The following is a 22,328-nucleotide window of genomic DNA, read 5'->3' on the forward strand; positions in this document are numbered from 1 at the left end:
GGCGAGATGACCGACGTGCCGGGGGCGGGTGGGCACGGCTCGGGAGTGGCGCCTGATCAGCGGGCGGACGTCGTGGCGTGCATGACCACCAGGTCACCGTGGGTGCCGTAGCCGGCCAGCCGGCCGCCGCACCTCGTCCCGTCGAACGTCACCAGTCGCCACTCGTCGCCCGGCACGTCCGGGTCGGGTGGTACGACGGTCGGCCACGGGATGTTGGTCGGGTACGGCGCGGACAGCGTGCCGACCTCGGTCATGGTGGTGTCGAACATCGGATACCGGCCGCGGACCGCACGGCGGTTGTCCCTGCCGTCGCTGGCGAGGACCCGCCAGGCGTCCCCGTCCCGCAGCAGGGTGGTGCCCTCGGTCGCGCGCCGGCCGGTCGCCGCCCCCCGCAGCGCGAGGTGGTCGAGCGAGGGTCCGGCGGCGAGCAGCGGGTGGAAGTCGAAGAACCTCCGCGCGCTGACGTAGCCGACCAGCCAGCCGCCCTCCGGTCCGTCGGGGCGCACGAGGTGCGGGTCCCACATCCCGACGCTCGGTCCGTCGGTCGGCAGCGTCAGCCGCCGGGTCGCCAGCACGTGCTGCCCGCGGGTGAGGTCCTCGGTGGACTCGGCGAGGGTGATGCCGAGCGCGCCGGGCACCCGGTCGGCCTTGCGCGCCGGGAAGTCGGACCAGGTGCTGGTCGCGATCAGCCAGCGCTCGCCGTCGCGGACGAGGTGGGTGGCGTGGTCGCCGTACACGCCGGGCCGGTCGGGACGCTCGAAGAACAGGTCGCTGCGCCAGTCGAGATCGCCGGACGCCGACAGTGCCCACACCGAGGTGTGCGCCGTGTCGAAGAAGCCGGGTCCGGCGCTGGTCGCGGTGAGGAGCACGTCACCGCCGATCCGGTACGGCGACCCGTCGGCGTGCGACACGACGCGGACGTCGCGGAGCCCGAGCTGCCCGAAGCTCCCCGCGCGCACGTCGTCGACCCCGCCGGAGGCGTCCGGCCGCAGCCCGGCCAGCCACGCCGGGTCCCGGGTGTCGGGTCCGCCGATCTCGCGCAGGTCGATCCGCCCGCGGGCCACCCACCCGTCGCGCTCGAAGGTCAGCACCGCCAGGTGGCTGCCCGTCAGCGTGAGGCCCAGCCGGCTCGGTGGCGTACCGGTCCGGCCGTGACGGCGGCTGCGCAGCACCTGCTCGCCGCTGCCGACGTCCACCCGCAGCGACGTGCGACCGTCTTCGATCCGGACCGCCAACCGGGTCCCGTCCGGTCCGCGCAGCGCCAGTTCGGCCGCCGCGTCCTCCCGGATCCCGGCCTCGATCGCGCCGAAGGGCGCGCGCAACGGGAAGCTGTCGGGCGCCGCCACCAGGGCCACCGGGCGGTGCCGGGCGGCGATCTCGAAGGACGGCAACACCCGCGCAGGCTACTTGCTCGCCGGCCGTGGTCAGGTGTTTACCAAGAGCCACGCCGTCGTTGGGCAACGCTCGCCGGTGCCGGGACATACCAGACCACACAAGGATCTCCCGAAGTGACGCCCGACACATCCGCCTCGGGGCGGGCCCCAGGACGGTCGGGCGGCGGACTCCTTGAAGGGTTGAAGCAACATGCGTGGACTCATTCGACTTCTGGCGGGACTGACGGCGATCCTCCTCGTCGCGGCCGGCTGCGGCGGCGGCGACGGTGACGGCGGCTCGGGCGACGGGAAGACGCGGATCGCCGCGATCTTCTCCGGACCGACGACGGACGCCGACTACAACGCTCTCGGACTCGAGGCGCTGAAGGCGGCCGAGAAGGACGGCGCGGAGGTGTCGTACTCCGAGAGCGTCGCGGTGCCCGACATCGAGCGCGTCCTGCAGGAGTACGTCGCCGACGGCTTCAACGTGGTCTGGACGCACGGCTCGCAGTTCTACGAGGCCACCGCGAAGATCGCGAAGCAGAACCCCGACGTCCGCTTCATCGGCGAGTTCGACGGCGAGCCGGAGGGCCAGCCCGACAACGTCTGGGTCATCGACCGCAACTTCCACACGGTCTTCTACCCGATCGGCGTGCTCGCCACGAACCTCACCAAGAGCGGCAAGGTCGGCTACCTCGGTGGCCTGAGCCTGCCCTTCTCCTACTCCGAGGTGCACGCCGTGGAGCAGGCGATCGCCGACAGCGGCAAGGACGTCGAGCTCAACCCGGTGTGGAGCGGCGACTTCAACGACACGGTCAAGGCCCAGCAGCTCACCAGTCAGCTGCTCTCCGGTGGCGCCGACGTCATCGTCACCTCGCTCAACCTCGGCGTGGTCGGTGCGTTCAAGGCCGTCAACGACACCGACCCCGGCTCGGCCTGGGTGACGGTGAAGTACACCGACAAGTCGCAGAACGGCCCCGAGCACTACGCCGCCACCGTCCTCTACGACTTCGTGCAGCCGCTGACCGAGATCCTCGCCGACATCGACGGCGGCACGACCACGGGTCACTACGTCATCGGGTTCGGCCAGGGCGCCAGCGTCCACGTGGGCGACAACGTCCCGGCCGAGGTCAAGGCCGAGGTGGAGAAGGCCGTCGCCGGCATCACCGACGGCTCCATCGAGGTCGAGCTCAACCAGGCCGAGGTGAAGTGACGTGACCGAGAGCCCGCGTCTGGAGATGCGGGGGATCGTCAAGACCTTCGGGCCGGTCACCGCCCTCGATGCCGTCGACCTGGTGGTCGGACGCAACGAGGTGCACGGCCTGCTCGGCGGCAACGGCGCCGGCAAGACCACGCTGATGAACGTCCTCTACGGGCTGTACCGGCCCAACGCCGGAGAGGTTCTCCTCGACGGGCAGCCGGCCAGCATCGGCTCGCCGAAGGACGCCATCGCCGCCGGGGTCGGCATGGTCCACCAGACGTTCCTCCAGGTCGACAACTACACCGTGACCGAGAACATCGTGCTCGGGACCGACGTGCCCGGCCCGCTCCGTCTGGATCTCTCCGAGGCCAAGGAGCGGATCCGCGACCTGAGCGAGCGGTTCGGACTCACCGTCGACCCGGACGCGGTCGTCGAGGAGCTGCCGGTCGGCGTCCGCCAGCGGGTCGAGATCCTCAAGGCGCTCTACCGCGGCGCGAAGCTGCTCATCCTCGACGAGCCGACGACCAACCTCACCCCGCAGGAGGTCGACGACCTCTTCGGCTCCATGCGGGCGATGGTGGACGACGGGATGAGCGTCGTGCTGATCACCCACAAGATCCGCGAGACGCTCAGCGTCTGCGACCGGATGACGGTGATGCGCGACGGCCGCCGGGTCGAGACCATCGAGCGTGCCGACACCGACGCCGAGCACCTGGCCGAGAAGATGGTCGGGAGTACGACGGACCCGGGTGCCGCGGTGGACGCCGCCGCACTCGGGGCGGTGGACGCCGACAAGGTCGAGGAGGTCCTCTCCTCCGTCGGTACGACGACCGCGGTCGCCGTCCGGGACCTGGTCGTCGTCAACGACCAGGGCCACGAGCTGATCCAGGGCTTCGGCCTGGAGCTGCGCGAGGGCGAGATCGTCGGCATCGCCGGCGTGGCCGGCAACGGACAGGTCGAGCTGGCCGAGGCGCTGGCCGGCGTACGTCCGCTGCGCGCGGGCACGGTCGAGGTGACGGGGCGCTCGATGGGCGGCCTGGCGACCTCGGCGTGGCTGGAGCACGGCGTCGCCTACGTGCCGGAGGACCGGCACCGCGACGGCATCCTGCCGACCGCGAGCATCACGGAGAACCTGGTGCTCGGCTCGCAGCGCAGCGACCAGGTCCGCAGGCGCGGGCTGATCGACTGGGGTGCCGCGAAGCAGCGGGCCGTCGACGCGATCGCCGAGTTCTCGGTGCGCGCCAACGGTCCGGGCACGCTGGTCGGCGACCTGTCCGGCGGCAACATCCAGCGGGTCATCCTGGCCCGGGCCTTCGCCCGGCAGCCCCGGATGCTGATCCTGCACAACCCGACGCGCGGCCTCGACATCGGCTCGACGCGATTCGTGTACCAGCAGGTGCGCAAGGCCACCGCGGCCGGCTGCGCCGTCCTGCTGATCTCCGAGGACCTCGACGAGGTGATCGCCCTGTCCGATCGGGTGATCGCGCTCTACCAGGGCTCCAAGGCAGGGGAGTGGCAGCACGGATCCGTCGACGCCTATGCGGTCGGCCGCAGCATGACTGGACTTGGAGAAGCCCGTGTCTGAGACCCTGACCGCTCCACCGGCCACGCCGGCCGAGACTCCCGGAAAGCGTCCCTCCCGGGTCGCCGAGGCGCTGTGGCTGGTCGTCCCGTACGTCGTCTCGGTGGTGCTCGCGTTCGTCGTGGGCGGACTGATCATCGCGGCGATCGGCCGAGACCCGATCGCGGCGTTCGAGTCGGTGCTGACCACCAGCTTCAACACCCGGTTCGGCACCATCGAGACCCTGCACAAGTGGGTGCCGGTCCTGCTGTGCGCCTACGCCTTCGCCATCCCGCTCGCGACCGGCAAGTTCAACATCGGCGCCGAGGGGCAGCTGCTGGTCGGCGCGACGGGCGGTGTCGCGCTCGGCATCCTGTGGTCCGACCTGCCCATGGTCGTGCTGCTGCCCTGCGTCCTGGTCGCGGGAGCCCTCTCGGGCGCCGTGTGGGCCGGGATCGCCGCCTTCTTGATGACGAAGTTCCAGGTCAACGAGATCCTCAGCACCGTCGTGCTGAACTTCATCTCGTTCCAGCTCATCGACTACGTCGCCAGCCACGTCTGGCCCGACCGCGGCGCCGGTCACCCGGCGACCACCCCGGTCGGGGAGGGTGCGCTGCTGCCGGGCATCGGCCAGGCGCCGCCCATGCACACGGGTGTCCTCCTGACCGTCCTCCTCGTGATCGTGATCGCCGTGTTCATGCGGCGTACGTCGACCGGCTTCGAGATGCGTGCGGTCGGCGCCAACCTCCGCGCCGCCCAGGTGCACGGCATCCGCACCTCCCGGCTCGCCGGCGCGGGTCTCGTCGTCGGCGGCGCCGTCGCGGGCCTGGCCGGTGCGATCGAGGTGGCCGGTGTCCACGGCAAGATGCTCGAGGGGATGCAGTCGAACTTCCTGATCCTCGGCATCATCGTCGGCCTGATGGCGCGGGGCAGCATGCTCGCGCTGCCGTTCATCGCCTTCGGCATCGCGGTCCTCGAGGTCGGCGCCGGGTCCATGCAGCGCACCGCGCAGGTGCCCGTCGAGATGGTCCTCATCATCGAGGCGCTGATCCTGCTGTTCCTGCTGTTGTCCGACATCGCCCGAGCGAAGATCCGGAGGTCCTGACATGGGTGAGATCACCGAGTTCCTCACGCTGATGATCCCGGCGATGGTGCCCTTCCTGCTCGCCGCGCAGGGCACCGTCCTCAGCGGCCGGGCGGGCGTCTTCAACGTCTCGCAGGAGGGCCTCATGGTCCTCGGCGCGGCGGTCGGCTTCCTGGTCAGCTTCAAGGCCGGCAGCAACACCGTCGGCATGGCGGCCGCCTTCGCGATCGCCGGCGTCTTCGGGCTCGTGCTGGCCTACATGACCACGCAGCTGCGGCTGGACCAGTTCGTCGTCGGCCTGGCGCTGTACTTCGCCGCGCTGGGCGCCGCGGGCCTGCTCTACCGCGAGGTCATCGGCATCACGATGGAGCCGCCGCTCATCCCGACCCTGGAGGACAAGCCGATCCCGCTGCTCTCGGACATCCCGTTCCTGGGAGAGGTGCTGTTCGACCACGACCTGGTCGTCTACCTCGCGTTCGCGATCTCCGTGGCGATCTGGTGGTTCATGTACAAGACCCGCAGCGGTCTCGCGTTCCGCTCGATCGGCGAGAACCCCAAGGCGGCCGACAGCCTCGGCATCAATGTCACGTGGGCGCGGACCTGGTCGACCGTCGTCGGCTCAGGTCTGGTCGGCATGGCCGGTGCCTACCTGCCGATGGTCTACACGGGCCTCTACACCGAGGGCATGGTGGCCGGTCGCGGCTGGCTGGTCATCGCGCTGGCCTTCCTCGGCGGCTGGCGGCCGCACCTGGTGATCGCCGGCGCGGCGTTCTTCGCCGGCATGGAGGTGCTGGCGCTGCGTGCCCAGGTCGCGGGCATCGGGATCCCGCACCAGTTCGTGCTGATGCTGCCGTACGTCGCCACGCTGCTCGTGATGGTGTTCGCGTTCCGCTGGGCGCGGCAGCCGTCGTTCCTGGGTCGCAACTACGACCGTGAGAGCCGCCTGGTCGGCTGAGCCGGACCGTCCCGGTCCCCCCAGACGCGAAACCCCCGCTCGATGAGTCCCGGCGGGGGTTTCGTGCTGCCCGGGCCGGGGTCACGAGCCGATCTCCGGGGCCGCGGTCGCCGGCCGCCCCTGGCCCGTCATCCGGTCGCTCAGTTGCCGCGCGGCGTCGGTCGCGTCGGCCAGCCAGCGCTCGACGACCGCGACCTCGGCATCGTCGAGGCCTGCCAACGATGCTCGCAGCGCGTCCGCGAGCGGCCCGAAGAAGCCGGCGGCGACTTGGCGGGCGGACGCGGTGAGGGTGAGCAGGTGGCGGCGGCCATCCGCGGGGTCGGTGGTGCGCTCGACGTGCCCGCTCGTCTCCAGGCGGCGCAGGAGGGCCGAGGTCGCCGGCGCGCTGAGCCCGATCGCGGCGGCCAGGCGCGTGGGGGTCGTCGACTCTCCCCGCAGCGCCGCCTGGTGCAGGTGGGCGAGGGCGTCGACATCGGTCGGGTGGAGGCCGTGGCGGTGCGCGAACAGGTGGGTGAAGCGGTTGAGCTCGTAGGAGAACCGCTGCACCAGGGCCGGCGCCCGGATGCCGACGGGCTGGTCAGCGGGAGGGGACATGCGCATATCCTTCCATCATGGAACCATCTTCCGTCGCCGCGCGCCTGCTCCGCCCGCGGGTCGCCTGGATCCTGCCGGTCCTCTACCTGCTCGTCGGAGGCGCCCTCATCGGCGGGTTCGGCACGGCACCGGTCGACCGGGCGGAGAGCGACAAGCTGCCGGACGGGTACGACGCCACCGCGGTCGCCCGCCTCCTCGAGGACTTCCCGTCCGGCGACGACCAGGTGGCGGTGGTCCTGTTCACGGCGGACCGCGCGCTCACCCCGGCAGACCGGGAGGAGGTCGGCAAGGTGTTCGCCCGCGCCACGGGCGGGGCGGCCGCAGCGCCGCTGCAGGCGGCGGAGGACGGCAGCGCGCTGGTCGGCGTACTCCCGATGCCGAGCACGGACGCGGCGAAGCTCGCCGACGACGTCGAGGAGCTGCGTGCCGGCGTCCGTGTGGGGCTGCCGGAGGGTGTCCGGGCCGACGTCACCGGTCCGGCCGCGATCCAGGGCGACCTGGCCCGGGTGTTCGAGGGCGCCGACCTCACGCTCCTCGCGGTCACCGCCTCGGTCGTGGCGGTGCTGCTGATCATCACCTATCGATCGCCGGTGCTGTGGCTGGTGCCATTGCTCGTGGTCGGCCTGACCGACCGGCTCGCGGCGGTCGCGGCCACGCACGTGCTCAGCGTCCTCGACGTCGCCTTCGACCAGTCGACGACGGGCATCCTCTCGGTGCTGGTGTTCGGCGCGGGCACCGACTACGCGCTGCTGCTGATCTCGCGCTATCGCGACGAGCTGCGCCGGACACCGAGTCGTCCCGCGGCGATGGCTCGCGCGTGGTCGCGCACGGGCGAGGCCGTGCTCGCCAGCGCGGCCACCGTCGTCGTCGCGCTGCTGGCGCTGCTGCTCTCCGCCTTCCCGGCCACCCGCGGCCTGGGCCTGGCCTGCGCCATCGGTGTGGTGGTGGCGGCCTTCGCCGTGCTGGTCGTGCTGCCCCTGGCCCTGGTCGTCTTCCCGCGGTGGATCTTCTGGCCGCGCCGCCCGGAGGTCGGGGAGCCGGCCCTCTCCGAGGGGCGCTCGTTCTGGCGCCGCGTCGGCGACGCGGTCGCGCGCCGCCCGGTCCTCGCCGCGTCCGCCGGCCTGGTCGTGCTGGCGGTGATGGCGAGCGGCATCCTCGGCATCCGGAGCGGTCTGTCCGAGGCCGACCAGTTCATCGACACCCCCGAGTCGATCGCCGCCGCCGGACGGCTGGCGGAGTCCTTCCCCGCCGGCAGCGCCGACCCCGCCGTCGTCCTCACCCGCGCCGACGTCGCCGCGGTCGTCCGGGCGGCCGAGGCCGCCGACGGGGTCGATGCCGCGCGACCCGTGGGGGAGCACGACGGGCGGACCCGGATCGACGTCGTACTCGCCCACGCACCCGGTACGCCGGAGGCGCGGGCCGACGTCGCCTCGCTCCGCACCGCGCTCGCCGGGTTCCCCGACACGCTGGTGGGCGGCACCGACGCGGAGGACGTCGACACCGCCGCGGCCACCGGAGCCGACCGCGCGCTGATCCTGCCGGTCATCCTGGTCGTGGTGCTGCTGGCGCTGGGTCTGCTCCTGCGGTCGGTGGTGGCCCCGATCGTGCTGGTGCTCACCGTGGTCGCGACCTACCTGGCGGCCCTCGGCGCGGGCTGGCTGCTGAGCAGCGGCCTGTTCGGGTTCGACCGGCTCGACGTCGGCGTACCTCTCCAGGCGTTCCTGTTCCTGGTCGCCCTCGGCGTCGACTACAACATCTTCCTCGTCGCCCGGGCGGCCGAGGAGGCCCGGCAACACGGTGCCCGCGAGGGCATGTTGCGGGCGCTGGCGTCGACGGGCGGCGTCATCACCAGCGCGGGCATCCTGCTCGCCGCCGTGTTCGCGGTCCTCGGGGTGCTCCCGCTCGTCGTCCTGGCCCAGCTCGGCATCGTGATCTGCGTCGGCGTACTGCTCGACACGCTGCTGGTCCGCACCGTCCTGGTGCCGGCCGTCGCCGTCCGGCTGGGCGACCGGTTCTGGTGGCCGCGGCAGGTCGGCCAGGACGTCGGCAGGGCTTGAGGAGCGTCGAGACGACGAGACCCCCGCCGGTGTCCGGCGGGGGTCTCGTCTGCGGTGGGCAGGGGCGGGGTCGAACCGCCGACCTATCACTTTTCAGGCGATCGCTCGTACCAACTGAGCTACCTGCCCAAGCAGTCGCCTACCTTACCGGAGGGTGCGCCGACGTACGAAAGCGGCGGCGACATCGGGACGCTCCGGTGCCTGATCCGCGGTCACGATGAGCGGACGCGCCCCGGCGGGCACTATGCTGGCGCGCGCTACGGAGGACCTGTCCCCCGTGGCGGGCCCCCATCGTCTAGCGGCCTAGGACACCGCCCTTTCACGGCGGGTACGCCGGTTCGAATCCGGTTGGGGGTGCGCTTGACCGCCGAGGTGGCTCCCGATTGGGACTCGCGCAGGTGGATGGGTTAGAGTTCCATCCGCTTCACCGCGCGAAAGCAACGTGAGCGAATGGCCCTGTAGCGCAGTTGGTTAGCGCGCCGCCCTGTCACGGCGGAGGTCGCGAGTTCGAGTCTCGTCAGGGTCGCCAGCAGCCCGGATCGCAAGGTCCGGGCTTCTTGCATTCCCGGGCCGCCGGTCAGGTACCACCGCCTGCCGGCACGTCGACCTAGTGTCGTCGGCGTGACCGCGAGCCGCGACGAGCTGATCCACCTGATCGAGGGCCTGCCCGACGATCAGGTCGAGGTCGTGCTCGCAGACGTGCGTCGGTTGACCACGGCAAAACCCATGGGTGATTGGCCACCGAGGTTCTTCGGCATCGGCGCATCCATGGACGGCCGCACCGACAACGCACGTCGGGCTGACGAGATCCTCGCCGAGGGATTCGGCGCTCGCCGGTCGTGATCATCTGCGACACGGGCACGATCTTCGCGGCGGCCGATCGCAAGGACGCCGACCATCATGCTTGTGTCGAGCTCTTCACCGGTCTACGGCTGGCAGACAGGCGTCTGCTGTTGCCGCAGACCGTCTTGGCCGAGGTGGGTTACCTGCTCGAGGCCAAGGTGGGGACGTTCGCCGAGGTTGCCTTCCTCGAGTCAGTGGCAGACGGGAGCTTCGAGCTCGTGGATCTCACGCGATCGGATGCCGCTCGCATCGCCGGGCATCGCGACCACCGGGCCATCGGCACTTTCCGGGTCGTACGACCCCGGACACGTGGACGCGTTCACCCTGCTGCCACAGCCATATCCCTGAGGCGGACGCTCCTCGGAGTCGCCGCAGTTCCCGACGACTGCCCGCGTCGACCGCCCAGACTGACGCAGGTGCGCAGAGCGCGAAGTAGAGGGGTCTCCGGTTCATGAGTCGGGCTCCCCAGAATGCGCAGTAGGGCACCTTTAGCTATCGCGGGTCATCTACCGATCGACGGACCTCGAGTATCGGGCCGACCATCTCATCTGCGTGAGGCTCGGAACCGATGACTGCCCCGTACCAGAAATCTGAGTACGCCATCTTTCGGTAGTCGTCATCGTCTATCGGGAGTGCGTGCCGCTCGCCCAGAACGCCAATAACGAGGTCGCAGTTGAGCTCCGCGAGTCGCTGGCGCAGCCACCCTGGGGCGGCCAAGAGCGCATCCTGGCCGTTCTCGGTGTCAGGAACGTCGAGAGCACAGGCGGCTGTCACCCCACCCACCGTCCACCGCGCACATACTCCGTCCCATGCAGCCGATCCGAGAAGTTCGTCGGTCGGCACGTAGAAGTCGATGCTCTCCTCAATCGAACAGTCGAGAACACTCCCTTCCCACAGGTACTTCTCGATCGCGGGCCGCGGTGCCAGCCCGGCTCCGGTTAGTCGCTGGTGATAGTGATCGTCTGCCTCGGTCGCGGCCTCTGCCTTCGCAACAGGCGACCAGGCGAGTTCTCCTAGGTAGCGCCCATGGGTACGACTACGATCGTCCATCCATCGACCTGATAAGCCGTGTTCTCGGAAGAGATCGAGGAGACGTTGACCCTCACCTCTGGGAACCAGCCAAGAGAACTGCAGATAGAAGACGTCACGCTCGCGCTTGGTCATTCCAGTTCGTTGAGCGTTGTCGCGGTCCCATGTCGAGTACCGCTGCAACGCGATCCAAGGGCGTCCGGCTCCGTCTGTCGGCATGAACACCTGCTTCGCCGAAGCGAGGTCCGCCACTTCGGCGACCCAACTGTCGGGCGTGGCGGCAACATCGAGGGCTGGGTTCGGGAGGAGAGCCCAGGCTGCATCTGGTGCGTGTGTCAACACAAGATGCTGCGGCGGATCAGACGCCCGACGGGCCGGAATACTCGGATCTAGGTCTCGTCCATACCAGGGCCACGGCCCCTCATATCGGTCGTGCTCAGGTGACCAGGGTTCTCGGGCAAGGTGGTAGTTGTCTGCTAGGCGCGCGAGCAGTTCGTGAAGCGCGAGCCATTGGTACTTCTTCCCAAAGCGCTCGGGCTTGTGGGCTTCCCGTCCTCTGTCGGCCCGGTGGTTGCGTTCGAACTCCTCGAAACGCTCTGCGGTCCAACCGTGGGCGATCGCGCGGTTGGCGATCCACCGCCCCGCCCAGTCCGCCTCGACGGTGCCGAGCGGGTCACCGCGCTTGCGTGGAGGCCGCGGTCCCGCGAACGGGTATCGACTGAATGATCCGACGTCACCTCTCACCACGTACTTGTTGAAGTCGCCCATCCACGTAAGGCAGGACATCAGGATCGTGTTGGCGCGCCAATCCTTGAAGTTGCCATCCGCATCCTTGACGCATCCGTAGGCCGATTCCAGCTCCTCGGCAGTCGGCGGTTCCTCAGGCGGCGCAGCGCCGTAAGGCGGGTCGAACGCGACTTTCTGTTCCTCCGTGAGAATTCCGCGGGCGTGGGCCCAAGCCGCCATGCCGCGGGCACTGTCCCGTGCCAAGACGTGCACTGGAAGGCCTGCGAGGAGCCATTTCGACATGGCACCGATCGTTTCCCTGCTTCCGTCAGCGTCGGAGTCTCCGGCGATCATTAGTGCGCCGTAGCACGAGAGCAGCACTCGCTCTTGGACATACGGGTCGTCGATCTCACTTGCCAACGTCATAACCGCGCCTGCCACCGACAGCCGCTTCGTCAACAGGCCAGTGAGTATCCTGGTGACCTTGTCGCGCAGGAACCTGTTTGGCGAAGTCAGCAACCACATCAGCGTGATGGCAGCCAGTTCGGCTTCATCGGTCTCCACCTCCTGACCGAGGCCTTGAGCCCAACTTTCCAAGCGAGTCAATGAGGGCGAGTATTCGTCGGCGGTGTAGGCCGCGATCGACCACGACGCGTCGCGTTCGGGGAGGGCCTGGGTCTTGAGTTTCTCGTGGAGCCATCGCGCATTCGCTGGGTGTCCGAGGCGTGGCCCAAGCGCGATGATGGCGTCGACGCCATCGACCCGCTCATCGAACTCGCCAGCGATCTGATGCTCAAGGAGCTCGAAGGCACGTTCCCCGAACGCATCAGCCGTTCGATCCAAGAGGCTGTCGCGAACCGCCTCCTTCAGGCGGCGGTTCGCATGGTGCTCAGGGAGAAGGTCAAGAAGCTCAACAGAATCTCGTTCGGGCAAGAGAACTGCTAGCGCCCGCCAAAGCCAGGGCGCGTCGGCCACGCTGTCGGAAAGCTCATTCGGACCACCCAGAGAGTCCAGAAGGCGGTTGGCAAGAACGTGCTCCGAGTAAGCCTGAAACGGCAGGGTCACAGACTCGCCGGCGGAGAACGACGGGTGAACCTCGATCAGGCCCTCACTGTGCATTCGACCGAACAGCGTGTCGGGCCAGTTTCGGTTTGGGAGCAGGGCATCGACAGCACTCTCGACGTCCGCCCTCGGGATGGGTCGCCCACCTGCTGCCAGAAGCTTTTCCGCAAGTAGGTCCAGCGCATCAGTGACCGCGTGGCTGGATGGGGCAAGGCGCAGCGCATCGATCACACGCGCGGCGCGGATAGTGGCGAACCGTGCGAACAAAGTCGACCGCGTGAGACTGCCCGCGGTGCTCGGGCCATCCGAGGCAAGTACCTCGCAGAACATGCGCAGGAACAGGGGGCTGGAGAACGCTGGGTCGAAGGAGGACCTCGCCGGCACCGGGACCCCAAACACTCGGCAGTATGCCGAGAGCGCCTGCCCCTCCCTGCCCACGAAGCCTCTGTGTGAGATCACCGGCAGGGAGTTGGGCGGTTCAATAACCGATGAGTAGTCGCTGCGGTACGAAACGATCACAGCCACGTTTGGGTACGCCGTCGTCTGAGCCAGCAGCGCCTTAAGCTCGGTTCGCCATCTTCGTGGATTCTGAGATTCGTTCAACGCGTCAATAAGAATGAGAGCACGTCGCCCCCTTGCCTCCGCGAGCGAGTCGAGTTCTTGCAGAAACACGTCAGCAGTGTCCGCTTCAACACCGAGCACCGCCTTCAGCTCTGACCACCACGCGGCGTCGCCGAGCCTCTGTCCAACGACCGCAACGACTGGGGAACCCTGCATATGAAGCTCGACCGCTGCCCGCACCAGGGCGTGGGTCTTACCGATACCAGCCCTTCCGACCAGCGCAAGCGTGCGCGAGGCATACGCGGCGGCCGTCGGGGAAGCAAGCAGATCACGCAGTTCACGAAGCTTCTCGGTTGCGCTCCGCATCCGTCGGTTATTGAACTTTTCTAGTTGATCGGCGGCTTCCACCGCACATACGAGTAAGTCGTCGACGGCCTGACGACCTGACTCCACGTCGAAGTGACCGGTCGACACGAGTGAATCCGGTTCTGCCGAGGGTTCGGTCACGCCAGCGCGAAGCTCTGCGAGCCGGTCAAGAAGCTGAACTGCTTGCTCCGATGTTGACCCCCACATGCCGGAGTCCCTACGACTGGCGGAGACTGCAGCATCAAGATGTGAACGCAGGGAGCGGAGAAACCGATCCCCGGCAGCAGTGGCCTCGACTGCGCCGTTTACAGATACGTCTGTGTCGGCCGTTGGGGTATACCTATCCCCCACAACAGCGATGGTCTCGGCGATCTGCTTCTCGAACCACTCTGGCGATAACTCGAAGTTTCCGAACCAGAAGGCCCGCCGCCCGGCGTGCCTGGAGGTTGCCAGTTCCGCCAAGACATCGCCGGCTCGGATTGTTCGGAACGTGATTCGGGCAGCACCGTCGACGGTCTGCCGCCAGCCTGATACGGCGTCGTCCCATCGGTCTTGGTCTGACTTGGTCTGGCCCGCTCCGCTGTCGGTGAAGTCGTAGGGAACCACGAAGGTCAGTTGCGTCAATTCGGGCCGCTTCGCACAGACTGCAACGACGGATTCCTTCATACCGCTCAGAGCGTCGGCAAGCGAGGCGTGAAACTTGGCCTGGAACCCTTCGGTGTGCCCGTCCGCATAGATCTCGTACCACTCGACTCCGGCGTCGGGGGCACGTGTCTTGCGAGTCTCCAGGTGCCCAGGTGCGACGGGCGGACGCAACTGATACGCCAGTTCCTCCCACGCTCGGGCCTGGCTTCCCTCGTGAGACCGAATCTCTCTTAGGCGAATCGGCATAGGCTGAAACTATCGGCCTCTCCGGCGAACGCCCGACTCGACCGGCCGCTCGACTGGATCTCCTGCCTACTACCGCAGCAGAGCGGCAAGCACCCTGGGGACAAACCTGCTGCTGCTTGGAGTCGTTTGGGGGAGTGTCATATTGGCTCCCTTCTGTTGTCAATCGGTCGGGCGTAGCGTCTTCTCTGCGGGTCCGGGAAGTGGCTGATCCGAAGTGTCGATGTGCAGGGGAAGGTCGACCGCGCTGGATTCTTGAGACGCCCTACAGTGCCCTCCCGGACCCGTGCCAACGTCGTCGATGGCAGCGCGCCGGGCGTCGTCGAGGAGCTGGCGGTAGATGGCATCGGAGATCCGCCGCTTGAGGCACCTGATGGCCTCGAGCGGCTTCTTGCCCTCGGCTCGCTTGCGTTGGTAATACGCGCGCCCGTCGGTGTCGAGGCGGATCTGGCTGATCGCAGCGATGTGGATCATGTGGTTCATCCGACGGTTCCCGGCTCTCGAGAGCCGGTGGCGGTTCTGCTCACCTGAGGACGCATCGAGTGGGGCGGTGCCGGTCCATGACGCGAACCGGTTGCGGTCAGCGAATCGGCTGACGTCGCCGACGTCGGCCAGCACCCGCGCGGCCACGACCGGTCCGACGCCGTGGAGGTCCATCAGGCGTGAGCCGCGAGCCAGCACGATCGCCTTCAGCTCGGCGGTGGACTTCTTGATCTTTGCCTCGACCGCGACCAGCTCCGCGAGTTCTTCGGCGGCGATGCGTCGGCGCGTCTTGCCGGCGATGTCGCGGGGGCGGACGGAGGCGAGCATTGCCTTGGCCTGGCCGGTTGTGATGTCGCGTTTCGCCTGTCCTGGCAGCAGTTCAGCGAGCAGGGCCTGGAGCCGGTCGACGGTCTGGACTCGCCGACGGGTGAGTGCTTCGCGGCGGTCGGTGAGCATCCGCAGGGCTTCAAGTTCACCGTCGAGCTGGAGCACCCGCAGAGTCTTGGTCCGTACTGCGACGGCCGCGACCGCGTGGGCGTCGTGGGCGTCGGTCTTGCGGTTGTGCCCGGTGTCGAAGAGTCGGACTCGGGCAGCGAGTTTCGTGGGGACGTCGACGACGTGCTCGCCGTCTTCGAGGAGTCGTTGCGCGAGTGGCCGGCCAGCACCGTTGCTGCCCTCGACTGCCCACACCCGCTCTGGCCACTTCTTCGCGTAGCTGCGCATTGCTGCGTAGCCGGCCCGGTCGGTGGTGAACCGACCTGACCCGAGCAGTTGCTCGTGGCCGTCGACTACCTCGACCGTGGCCGACAGTTTGTGGGGATCTACCCCGATGATCACGTGCTCCATGTGCTCACTCCCGCCTGTGCTCGATCCGAAGTGGACGGCGAGGTGGGCATTGCTACTACGAGCAGGGCAGTCCCTTCTTGAGCCACGCCTCGTCACGGTGACCGGCGGGCTGCAGACCGATAGCGAGCCACACCAGATCAGCCGGTGGGCAGCCGCATAGAGAGCTTCCCGCCGATCACCCGGACCGAGTCTGGCCAGACGTCGGCCCTAACGGAATCGTCTAGTAGCCGCGTTCGATCGCCGAGTTGCAGCGTCGAGGCGCGGTGACTGGTTGCATGCGGGCGCTCGACTCTGTGGATCGGCTGGAGCTCCTGTAGAGGCCATGGGCCGAGGTGGGCGGCCTTCGGCCACGAGGCGGCTGGGTGCCCCGGGCACAATGACGCCATGCCCGTCGAGATGAGCCCCGAGGAGTTCGACGCCCTCGTCGACCGTGCTCTCGACGAGATCCCCGAGGAGCTGGCCCGTCTCGTGCACAACGTGGTCGTGCTGGTCGAGGACGAGCCGCCGGAGGGGGAGCCCGACGACCTCCTCGGCCTGTACGACGGGGTGGCGCTCACCGAGCGCGGCGGCGGCCTGCTGCCGCAGCTGCCCGACCGGATCTTCCTCTTCCGGGGGCCGCTGCTGGACATGTGCGACGACGAGGAGGACCTCGCCGAGGAGGTTCGGATCACCGTGGTCCACGAGGTCGCCCACCACTTCGGGATCGACGACGCCCGGCTGCACGACCTCGGCTACGCCTGACCCCCGGCTACGCCTGCCCCCCGGCCACCCAGAACCCCGCCGCGCAGGCCGCCAGTCCGAGCACGATCGTGACGACGGCGTACGCCGTGCCACGGCGGGGCCCGAGGTCGCGCGCCTGCACCGCGAGCGACGAGTACGTCGACAGGCCGCCGCAGAATCCCGTCCCGACCAGCGCGAAGGCCGAGCCGTCGACGGACCAGCCGACGCACGCACCCAGCACCAGGCTCGCCACGGTGTTGGCGGTGAGTGTGCCGCGGTGCCAGGAGCCGTCGAAGCGCTGGCCCAGCGCGTAGCGCAGGGGAGCGCCGACGGCGGCCCCGAGCGCGACGAGGAGCACGGTCATGCGGCGGTCCGGCGGGGGCTCACAGCTCGTCCTCCGCGGGCAGGGGAGGCGCGAGGAGGCCGACCAGGTTGACCGCCACCAGACAGGCGGCGAGGGTGCCGACGACATAGGCGAGCGCGAGCCCGGCGCGGCCGTCGGCGAGGAACGCCCGCGTCTGCTCGGAGGTGGCGGAGAAGGTCGTGTACCCGCCGAGCACGCCGGGGCCGAGCGCCGCGGCCCAGACCGCCGAGCGACGGGCCAGGGGGAGCAGGAGCAGCGCGGCGAGCAGGGTCGAACCCGAGACGTTGATCGCGAAGGTGGTCCAGGGGAACCCCGAGCCGTCGGCGACCAGCTCGGTCGCGGCGTAGCGGGCCACCGCGCCGACCGCGCCCCCCGCCGCCACGGCCAGGAGCAGCCGGGGGAGCGGGGCAGGCGTCATGCCTGCAGACTAGGGCGCGCTCCGGAGCCGTTGCCGCTGCCCTGCCACGCGACCGGGGGCGCGCCCACGGCCTGGCGCCGGAACTCGCCGAGGAACCAGATCTGGAAGGACCGCTGCTCGGCGGTCCGGGGCGCGGTCAGCAGGCGCTGGGCGCGGGAGAACTCGTCGGCCGCGTCGAGAAGGTCGATCAAGCCGCCGATCTGTCGCGCCGCCTCCCGTGGCATCCGCAGCCGCAGGTCGATCGTGGCGCGGCCGTCGGCGTACGCCTTGTCGACCTGCTCGCGGCCCATGTTGGCCCGCAGCGGCCGCTCGAGGGCGTCGAAGTGCTCGGAGAGCACCTTCGCCAGGGGGTAGTCGTCCTCGTGGGCGAGGGCGAGCAGCCGGATCTCGCGACGCAGGTCGCGGTAGTGGCGCTGGAAGCGCCCGAAGGCGCCGATCGGCACGCCGTTGATCTGGACGCCGACCTCGCCCACCCGGGTGTGGTCGGCCTGGAGCGACGGCATGCTGTGCGTCTGTTGGTACGGCGCGCCCTCGGTCTCGGACAGCTCGGGAGCCGGCTCGAACCACACCGCCTTGCCGTCCTCGTCGATCTCGGCCCCCCAGGCGACGGAGGCCCGCGAGACGATGTCGAGGCCGCGGCCGACGGTCGTCAGCGCGGCCAGCTGCTCCTCGTCGAGCTCGTCGAACGCGTCGAGGTCGAAGGCGTCGATGTCGAACCCGCCCGCCTGGGTCGACGGCTGCGGCGGGATGACGGAGGCGTCGTGGACCTCGAACCGGGGGTGCTCGGCGGTGCCGTGCACCTGGAGCCGGATGGGAGCGGTGCCGTGCAGGACGGCGTTGGTGACCAGCTCGGACACCGCGAGCTCGGCGCAGTCGGCGAGGTCCTCACGACCGAGCTGACCGCAGGTCTGGACCACCCAGCGTCGTGCGTCGTGCACGATCCGTGGCCCGGGGGCCAGGTCCAGGGTCTGCCGGTGCTGCACGGAGGAACCTTCCGGGGGTCTCGTCCGGTCGATGAAGGTGGCGATCCCGGGTGCGATACCCCGCCCGGGACACCACTAAACCAACCGTGTCCGGGATGTTTGGTGACGGTCCGACACGCGTGTGACCGAGCAGACCGCGACGTCGGGTTGGGGGTCGTGCGACGGAGACGGAAGAATGAACGGCAGCGACGTCATCGTGTCGTCACCACAGGTGTCCAGGAGGAAGCCATGGCAGCAGGCGATACTCAACCCGAACTGCCCGACCGCATCATCGTCCCCCGTTCGGACCGTCACCAGGTCGTCGTCATCGGCTCCGGCTTCGGTGGCCTCTTCGGCACCAAGCAGCTCCGCAAGGCCGACGTCGACGTCACGATGATCGCGAAGACGACCCACCACCTCTTCCAGCCGCTGCTCTACCAGGTGGCGACCGGCATCCTCTCCGAGGGTGAGATCGCACCACCCACCCGCGAGGTCCTCGCCAACCAGAAGAACGCCCAGGTCCTGCTCGGCGAGGTCACCACGATCGACCTCGAGAACCGCCAGGTGATCTCCCACGTCCTGGGCCGCGAGCTCGTGACGCCGTACGACTCCCTCATCGTGGCCGCCGGCGCGGGCCAGTCCTACTTCGGCAATGACCACTTCGCCGAGTTCGCGCCCGGCATGAAGAGCGTCGACGACGCCCTCGAGCTGCGCGGCCGGATCTTCGGCGCGTTCGAGATGGCCGAGCTCGCCGCCTCGCGCGGCGAGGACGTCGACCACCTGCTGACCTTCGTCGTCGTCGGCGCCGGCCCGACCGGTGTGGAGATGGCCGGCCAGATCGCCGAGCTCGCCCACCGCACGCTGACCCGCGACTTCCGGGCGATCTCGACGCGCCACGCGCGCGTGATCCTGGTCGACGCGGCGCCCCAGGTGCTGCCGCCGTTCGGGGCCAAGCTCGGCAAGTGGACCCAGGAGAAGCTCGAGAAGCTCGGCGTCGAGGTCATGCTCGGCGCACTGGTCTCGCAGGTCGACGAGCGCGGCCTGACCGTGAAGTACAAGGACGGCAGCGAGGAGCGGGTCGAGGCGGTCGCCAAGGTCTGGGCCGCCGGTGTCCAGGCCAACCCGCTCGGCAAGCAGCTCTCCGCGCAGACCGGCGCCCCGCTCGACCGCGCCGGCCGGATCTCGGTCAACCCCGACCTCACCCTCCCGGGCTACCCCGAGGTGTTCGTGGTCGGCGACATGATCTCGCTCGACAACCTCCCGGGCGTCGCGCAGGTCGCGATCCAGGGGGCGAAGTACGCCGCCAAGGAGATCGAGGGTCGCCTCGACGGCAAGCCCGCGCAGCCGCCCTTCAAGTACTTCGACAAGGGCTCGATGGCCATCATCAGCCGCTTCCGGGCGGTCGCGATGGTCGGCCAGCTCCGGATCACCGGCATCCTCGCCTGGCTGATGTGGCTGGTGGTCCATCTCTTCTACCTCACCGGCTTCAAGAACCGGGTGACCGCCGTCCTGCGCTGGGCGGTCTCGTTCCTGGGCAGGGGACGCTCGGAGCGGACCTCGACCGAGCAGCAGATCTTCGCCCGGGTGGCGCTCCAGCGCCTCGCCCGCGGTGCGACGGACCTGGTCTCCCAGCCCGGCGAGTACGACGAGGCGCAGCGCCGCGCGGAGCTCGAGGCCCAGGCGGCCGAGGAGGCCCGGCTGAGCGACGAGAACAAGCGGGGCGTGAAGGTTGGCTGAGCCGGCTGCATGAATCCCCGGTCAGCCGGGGATTCCTGCACTTGTTGGGGGTTGCAACCCCCAACAAGTGCAGGAGATGCCTGACAAGTCCCCATGTCAGGCCCCTCGCTCGCGGATCGCGCGCGGCAGGATGAACACGCCCTCGGCCTCGGCGGTCGCGCCGTCGGGGCCGATCAGGTGCGCCCGGGCCCAGGTCTTGACGCCCTCCTCGCGGTCGATCCAGGCCTCCGCGCGCAGGTCGCCGAGCGGCGTACCCCGGCGGTAGACGACCGTCAGCGTGCCGGTCATCCCCGGCCGGCCCGCCGCCCCGACGGCGTGGCCGAGGATCTGGTCGAGGAGCAGCGACACCACGCCGCCGTGGACCAGGCCGGGCGGTCCCTCGTACGCCGCGCCGCAGCGGAACTCCGTCGTGGCCCGGCCGCTGGGATCGCTGGCGACCTCCAGCGGGGGTGCGATCGGGTTGCGCAGCCCGATGACCGGGTTGCCCCAGGGGCGCCGCCGCCCCTCGGTGAGGTGCTCCTCGCCGAGGGTGCGGGTCCGGCGTACCTTGCGCAGGCGGGCGACCGCTGCCTCGACATCGGCCTGCGCGGCGCGCACCTCGTCCTCGTCGACGTCCGACATCACGCAGAGGTCGACCAGCTCCCGCGCGGCCGCGGCGAGCGGGCGCCAGGTCGCGGCCTGCCGCTCGATCTCGGCCGCCGGCGTCACGTCGGAGTCGGGCAGGTGCCAGTTCATGCCCGCTAGAGTAGAACACGTTCTCGTTTCCGGCTCCGGGAAACCCGTTGACCCGCAGTGATGGGATGGGGACATGACCGCGCTCGTCGACCCCGCCCTCTCCCGCTGGCAGCCTTGGGCCGCGATGGTGGAGGACTTCGGCGGACCGGAGCAGATGCACGGCTCCGGCTACTGGCATCTCGACGGCGACCCGGTGCCCACCCGCGCCGGCTGCGCCGCGTTCGTGACCATGACCGAGGCGACCTCGACCGCCGACGTCGACGGCACCCGGGTGCCGTCGACGTACTTCTGGATCGCGGCGGAGGACGGCGACCCCGACGACGACCTGGTCGGATTCCTGCATCTGCGCCACACGCTCAACGCGTGGCTCTTCGAGCAGGGCGGTCACATCGGCTACTCCGTGCGGCCGGGCGCCCGCAGGCGCGGGCACGCCGTACGCGCCCTCGCGCTCGGCGTCCACGCGGCGGGCCGGCTCGGGATCGACCGAGTGCTGGTCACCTGCGACCTCGACAACGAGGCGTCCCGGCGCACCATCGAGGCCGGGGGCGGGCAGCTCGAGGACGAGCGGGAGGGCCGGTTGCGTTTCTGGATCCCTACGGCCGGCTGACCGGCTCGTCCGGCTCCCCGGCCGGACCGGGCCGCAGACCGGGCCGCAGGCGATAGAGCACGGTTGTGAACCAGTGCGGATCGACCATCGACCGGGTGATCACCACCAGGGGCAGCCCCTCCCGCTCGATCAGCACCGTCCAGCGCCGGTCGCTCGGCTCGCCCACGATCGCGACCGGCGTGTACGGGCTGCCCACGTCGACGATCTCGGTCTGCCCGTTGCGCCGGATGCTGAGCTGGCCGCGCCGGATCGCGAGCTCGGTGGTCGTGCACCCGGCGCGCACCGCCCAGACCACGAGCAGCAGGAAGCCGAGGATGCCCGCCGTCCCGATCGTCGCGGACGTCGGCTCCCGGACCGCGGCGTACGACGCGGCGGCGGTCGCCGCGAGGACGGCGAGCAGCGCCCAGGAGAGCGCCCGCCGGATCCCGCCGCGGACCGGGAACTGCGCGTCCGTGCTGGCGTTGAGCGCGGTCAGGTTGTCCTCGGGCTCGGTCCATCGGCCGTGCTTGACCTCGGGGGTGGCGGGCGCCCGCGGTGGCGGCGTCGGTCGGACCGGGGCGGGCGCGGGAGCCGCCTCCTCCGGCGGCGACGCCGGCGCTGACGCCGGAGCCGCGGCGACCGCCTGCGGTGGCCGCGGCTGCTTCGGCAGGTCGGCGCGCAGCGCCTCGACCACGGACCGGCCGAGGTCGGTGCTGTCCAGGCGGCCGGCCCGGGCGATCCGGGACGGCGGTTCGGGCGGCGCGTCGACGCCGAGAGCCTCGAGGACCGCGCGGCCGGCCCGGGTGGAGTCGGCTCGGATGGAGTCGGCTCCGGTGGGCGCCGGAGCGGGGGAGGTGCTCGCCGACGCGGTCGGCCGCGGGGCGGGGGTGGGAGCGAGGCCGCCGCCCCGGGGCGCGCCGACTACCCGGGCGTCGCGGGCATAGGTGGCCCGCTTGTTCAGCCAGGCTCGGATGCTCTCGGTGTCCGTACCGAACTCGTCATTGCTCCCCACGAGCGAGTCCTCTCTGTTCCCTCCGCCGGTCAGGCTACTCCCCGCGGATCGGGCCCGTCGCCGGTTCGGCGGTCCCGTCCGGGTGGTCCGAACGGACCAGGGCCGCCTGGTCCTGATTGTCCGGGCGGTAGATTGAGAGCGATTCCCAGTCCGATGGCAGTCTCC

Annotated in this window: 18 protein-coding genes and 3 tRNA genes; 11 read left to right on the forward strand and 10 right to left on the reverse strand. The window is 69.8% G+C overall.

The features are described from left to right. Window positions 1-56: 56 nt before the first annotated feature. Complete coding sequence (locus RB608_RS06680; protein WP_308087035.1) at window positions 57-1,394, reverse strand: hypothetical protein; 1,338 nt, start codon at window positions 1,392-1,394, stop codon at window positions 57-59. A 190-nt stretch (window positions 1,395-1,584) separates the two neighbouring features. Between RB608_RS06680 and RB608_RS06685 the strand changes: the two genes are divergently transcribed. Genes RB608_RS06685 through RB608_RS06700 form a run of 4 tightly spaced genes read left to right on the forward strand, consistent with a single transcriptional unit; the run spans window position 1,585 to window position 6,174 of the window. Further along, window positions 1,585-2,586 carry a BMP family protein gene (locus tag RB608_RS06685; protein ID WP_308087036.1) on the forward strand — a complete coding sequence of 334 codons (1,002 nt, stop codon included), beginning with the start codon at window positions 1,585-1,587 and terminating at the stop codon, window positions 2,584-2,586. Between the two features lies 1 nt (window position 2,587). Beyond that, window positions 2,588-4,159 (forward strand): ABC transporter ATP-binding protein, encoded by a 1,572-nt coding sequence (locus RB608_RS06690; RefSeq protein WP_308087037.1) that lies wholly within the window; start codon window positions 2,588-2,590, stop codon window positions 4,157-4,159. Then, window positions 4,152-5,240, forward strand: coding sequence for an ABC transporter permease (locus RB608_RS06695; protein WP_308087038.1), 1,089 nt, complete (start codon window positions 4,152-4,154; stop codon window positions 5,238-5,240). Before RB608_RS06690 ends, RB608_RS06695 begins: the two co-directional genes overlap by 8 nt. A gap of 1 nt (window position 5,241) precedes the next feature. After that, window positions 5,242-6,174, forward strand: coding sequence for an ABC transporter permease (locus RB608_RS06700; RefSeq protein WP_308087039.1), 933 nt, complete (start codon window positions 5,242-5,244; stop codon window positions 6,172-6,174). Window positions 6,175-6,255: 81 nt separating this feature from the next. On the opposite strand, the gene RB608_RS06705 is transcribed toward RB608_RS06700, so the two are convergent. Further along, window positions 6,256-6,768 (reverse strand): MarR family transcriptional regulator, encoded by a 513-nt coding sequence (locus RB608_RS06705; RefSeq protein ID WP_308087040.1) that lies wholly within the window; start codon window positions 6,766-6,768, stop codon window positions 6,256-6,258. 17 nt (window positions 6,769-6,785) lie between these two features. On the opposite strand from RB608_RS06705, the gene RB608_RS06710 reads away from it, so the two are divergent. Next, the gene (locus tag RB608_RS06710) at window positions 6,786-8,825 is read left to right on the forward strand and encodes an MMPL family transporter (protein ID WP_308087041.1); all 2,040 of its coding nucleotides are present in this window, start codon (window positions 6,786-6,788) and stop codon (window positions 8,823-8,825) included. 55 nt (window positions 8,826-8,880) lie between these two features. Here RB608_RS06710 and RB608_RS06715 read toward each other — a convergent pair. Further along, window positions 8,881-8,954: transfer RNA gene (locus RB608_RS06715), tRNA-Phe, on the reverse strand. A gap of 155 nt (window positions 8,955-9,109) precedes the next feature. Here RB608_RS06715 and RB608_RS06720 point away from each other — a divergent pair. From RB608_RS06720 to RB608_RS06730, 3 genes are all read left to right on the forward strand, one after another. Continuing rightward, a tRNA-Glu gene (locus RB608_RS06720) sits at window positions 9,110-9,182 on the forward strand. A gap of 95 nt (window positions 9,183-9,277) precedes the next feature. Beyond that, window positions 9,278-9,354 (forward strand) — tRNA-Asp (locus RB608_RS06725). A gap of 92 nt (window positions 9,355-9,446) precedes the next feature. Beyond that, complete coding sequence (locus RB608_RS06730) at window positions 9,447-9,668, forward strand: hypothetical protein (RefSeq protein WP_308087042.1); 222 nt, start codon at window positions 9,447-9,449, stop codon at window positions 9,666-9,668. A 492-nt stretch (window positions 9,669-10,160) separates the two neighbouring features. Here the strand turns inward: RB608_RS06730 and RB608_RS06735 are convergent, their stop codons facing one another. Continuing rightward, the gene (locus tag RB608_RS06735; protein ID WP_308087043.1) at window positions 10,161-14,303 is read right to left on the reverse strand and encodes an ATP-binding protein; all 4,143 of its coding nucleotides are present in this window, start codon (window positions 14,301-14,303) and stop codon (window positions 10,161-10,163) included. A gap of 159 nt (window positions 14,304-14,462) precedes the next feature. Next, window positions 14,463-15,629: an IS110 family transposase gene (locus RB608_RS06740; protein WP_308087044.1), complete on the reverse strand. Its 1,167-nt coding sequence runs from the start codon at window positions 15,627-15,629 to the stop codon at window positions 14,463-14,465. A gap of 384 nt (window positions 15,630-16,013) precedes the next feature. On the opposite strand from RB608_RS06740, the gene RB608_RS06745 reads away from it, so the two are divergent. After that, window positions 16,014-16,370, forward strand: coding sequence for a metallopeptidase family protein (locus tag RB608_RS06745; RefSeq protein ID WP_308087045.1), 357 nt, complete (start codon window positions 16,014-16,016; stop codon window positions 16,368-16,370). 7 nt (window positions 16,371-16,377) lie between these two features. Here RB608_RS06745 and RB608_RS06750 read toward each other — a convergent pair whose 3' ends face one another. The 3 genes from RB608_RS06750 to RB608_RS06760 are packed head-to-tail and all read right to left on the reverse strand — an operon-like array spanning window position 16,378 to window position 18,114. After that, a complete protein-coding gene (locus RB608_RS06750) occupies window positions 16,378-16,713 on the reverse strand; it encodes a CrcB family protein (RefSeq protein WP_308087046.1) in 336 nt (111 codons plus the stop codon). A 19-nt stretch (window positions 16,714-16,732) separates the two neighbouring features. Then, window positions 16,733-17,131 carry a CrcB family protein gene (locus RB608_RS06755; protein WP_308087047.1) on the reverse strand — a complete coding sequence of 133 codons (399 nt, stop codon included), beginning with the start codon at window positions 17,129-17,131 and terminating at the stop codon, window positions 16,733-16,735. Further along, window positions 17,128-18,114 carry an ATP-binding protein gene (locus RB608_RS06760; protein ID WP_308087048.1) on the reverse strand — a complete coding sequence of 329 codons (987 nt, stop codon included), beginning with the start codon at window positions 18,112-18,114 and terminating at the stop codon, window positions 17,128-17,130. The genes RB608_RS06755 and RB608_RS06760 overlap by 4 nt, the downstream gene beginning before the upstream one ends. Window positions 18,115-18,342: 228 nt before the next feature. Here RB608_RS06760 and RB608_RS06765 point away from each other — a divergent pair, with 228 nt between their 5' ends. Then, the gene (locus RB608_RS06765) at window positions 18,343-19,830 is read left to right on the forward strand and encodes an NAD(P)/FAD-dependent oxidoreductase (protein ID WP_308087049.1); all 1,488 of its coding nucleotides are present in this window, start codon (window positions 18,343-18,345) and stop codon (window positions 19,828-19,830) included. 96 nt (window positions 19,831-19,926) lie between these two features. On the opposite strand, the gene RB608_RS06770 is transcribed toward RB608_RS06765, so the two are convergent. Continuing rightward, window positions 19,927-20,565: a PaaI family thioesterase gene (locus tag RB608_RS06770; RefSeq protein WP_308087050.1), complete on the reverse strand. Its 639-nt coding sequence runs from the start codon at window positions 20,563-20,565 to the stop codon at window positions 19,927-19,929. A 73-nt stretch (window positions 20,566-20,638) separates the two neighbouring features. Here RB608_RS06770 and RB608_RS06775 point away from each other — a divergent pair, with 73 nt between their 5' ends. After that, window positions 20,639-21,172, forward strand: coding sequence for a GNAT family N-acetyltransferase (locus tag RB608_RS06775; RefSeq protein WP_308087051.1), 534 nt, complete (start codon window positions 20,639-20,641; stop codon window positions 21,170-21,172). On the opposite strand, the gene RB608_RS06780 is transcribed toward RB608_RS06775, so the two are convergent. Then, window positions 21,159-22,163, reverse strand: a complete 1,005-nt coding sequence (locus RB608_RS06780; protein WP_308087052.1) for a hypothetical protein — start codon at window positions 22,161-22,163, stop codon at window positions 21,159-21,161. The genes RB608_RS06775 and RB608_RS06780 overlap by 14 nt on opposite strands. Window positions 22,164-22,328: the final 165 nt, after the last annotated feature.

The organism is Nocardioides sp. LHD-245, assembly GCF_030929495.1.
Lineage (GTDB): Bacteria > Actinomycetota > Actinomycetes > Propionibacteriales > Nocardioidaceae > Nocardioides.

Coding starts and splice junctions, on each gene's coding strand:
- RB608_RS06685 (WP_308087036.1), top strand. CDS start 1,585: ATGCGTGGACTCATTCGACTTCTGGCGGGACTGACGGCGATCCTCCTC.
- RB608_RS06700 (WP_308087039.1), top strand. CDS start 5,242: ATGGGTGAGATCACCGAGTTCCTCACGCTGATGATCCCGGCGATGGTG.
- RB608_RS06705 (WP_308087040.1), bottom strand. CDS start 6,768: ATGTCCCCTCCCGCTGACCAGCCCGTCGGCATCCGGGCGCCGGCCCTG.
- RB608_RS06710 (WP_308087041.1), top strand. CDS start 6,786: ATGGAACCATCTTCCGTCGCCGCGCGCCTGCTCCGCCCGCGGGTCGCC.
- RB608_RS06735 (WP_308087043.1), bottom strand. CDS start 14,303: ATGCCGATTCGCCTAAGAGAGATTCGGTCTCACGAGGGAAGCCAGGCC.
- RB608_RS06740 (WP_308087044.1), bottom strand. CDS start 15,629: ATGGAGCACGTGATCATCGGGGTAGATCCCCACAAACTGTCGGCCACG.
- RB608_RS06745 (WP_308087045.1), top strand. CDS start 16,014: ATGCCCGTCGAGATGAGCCCCGAGGAGTTCGACGCCCTCGTCGACCGT.
- RB608_RS06750 (WP_308087046.1), bottom strand. CDS start 16,713: ATGACCGTGCTCCTCGTCGCGCTCGGGGCCGCCGTCGGCGCTCCCCTG.
- RB608_RS06755 (WP_308087047.1), bottom strand. CDS start 17,131: ATGACGCCTGCCCCGCTCCCCCGGCTGCTCCTGGCCGTGGCGGCGGGG.
- RB608_RS06765 (WP_308087049.1), top strand. CDS start 18,343: ATGGCAGCAGGCGATACTCAACCCGAACTGCCCGACCGCATCATCGTC.
- RB608_RS06770 (WP_308087050.1), bottom strand. CDS start 20,565: ATGAACTGGCACCTGCCCGACTCCGACGTGACGCCGGCGGCCGAGATC.
- RB608_RS06775 (WP_308087051.1), top strand. CDS start 20,639: ATGACCGCGCTCGTCGACCCCGCCCTCTCCCGCTGGCAGCCTTGGGCC.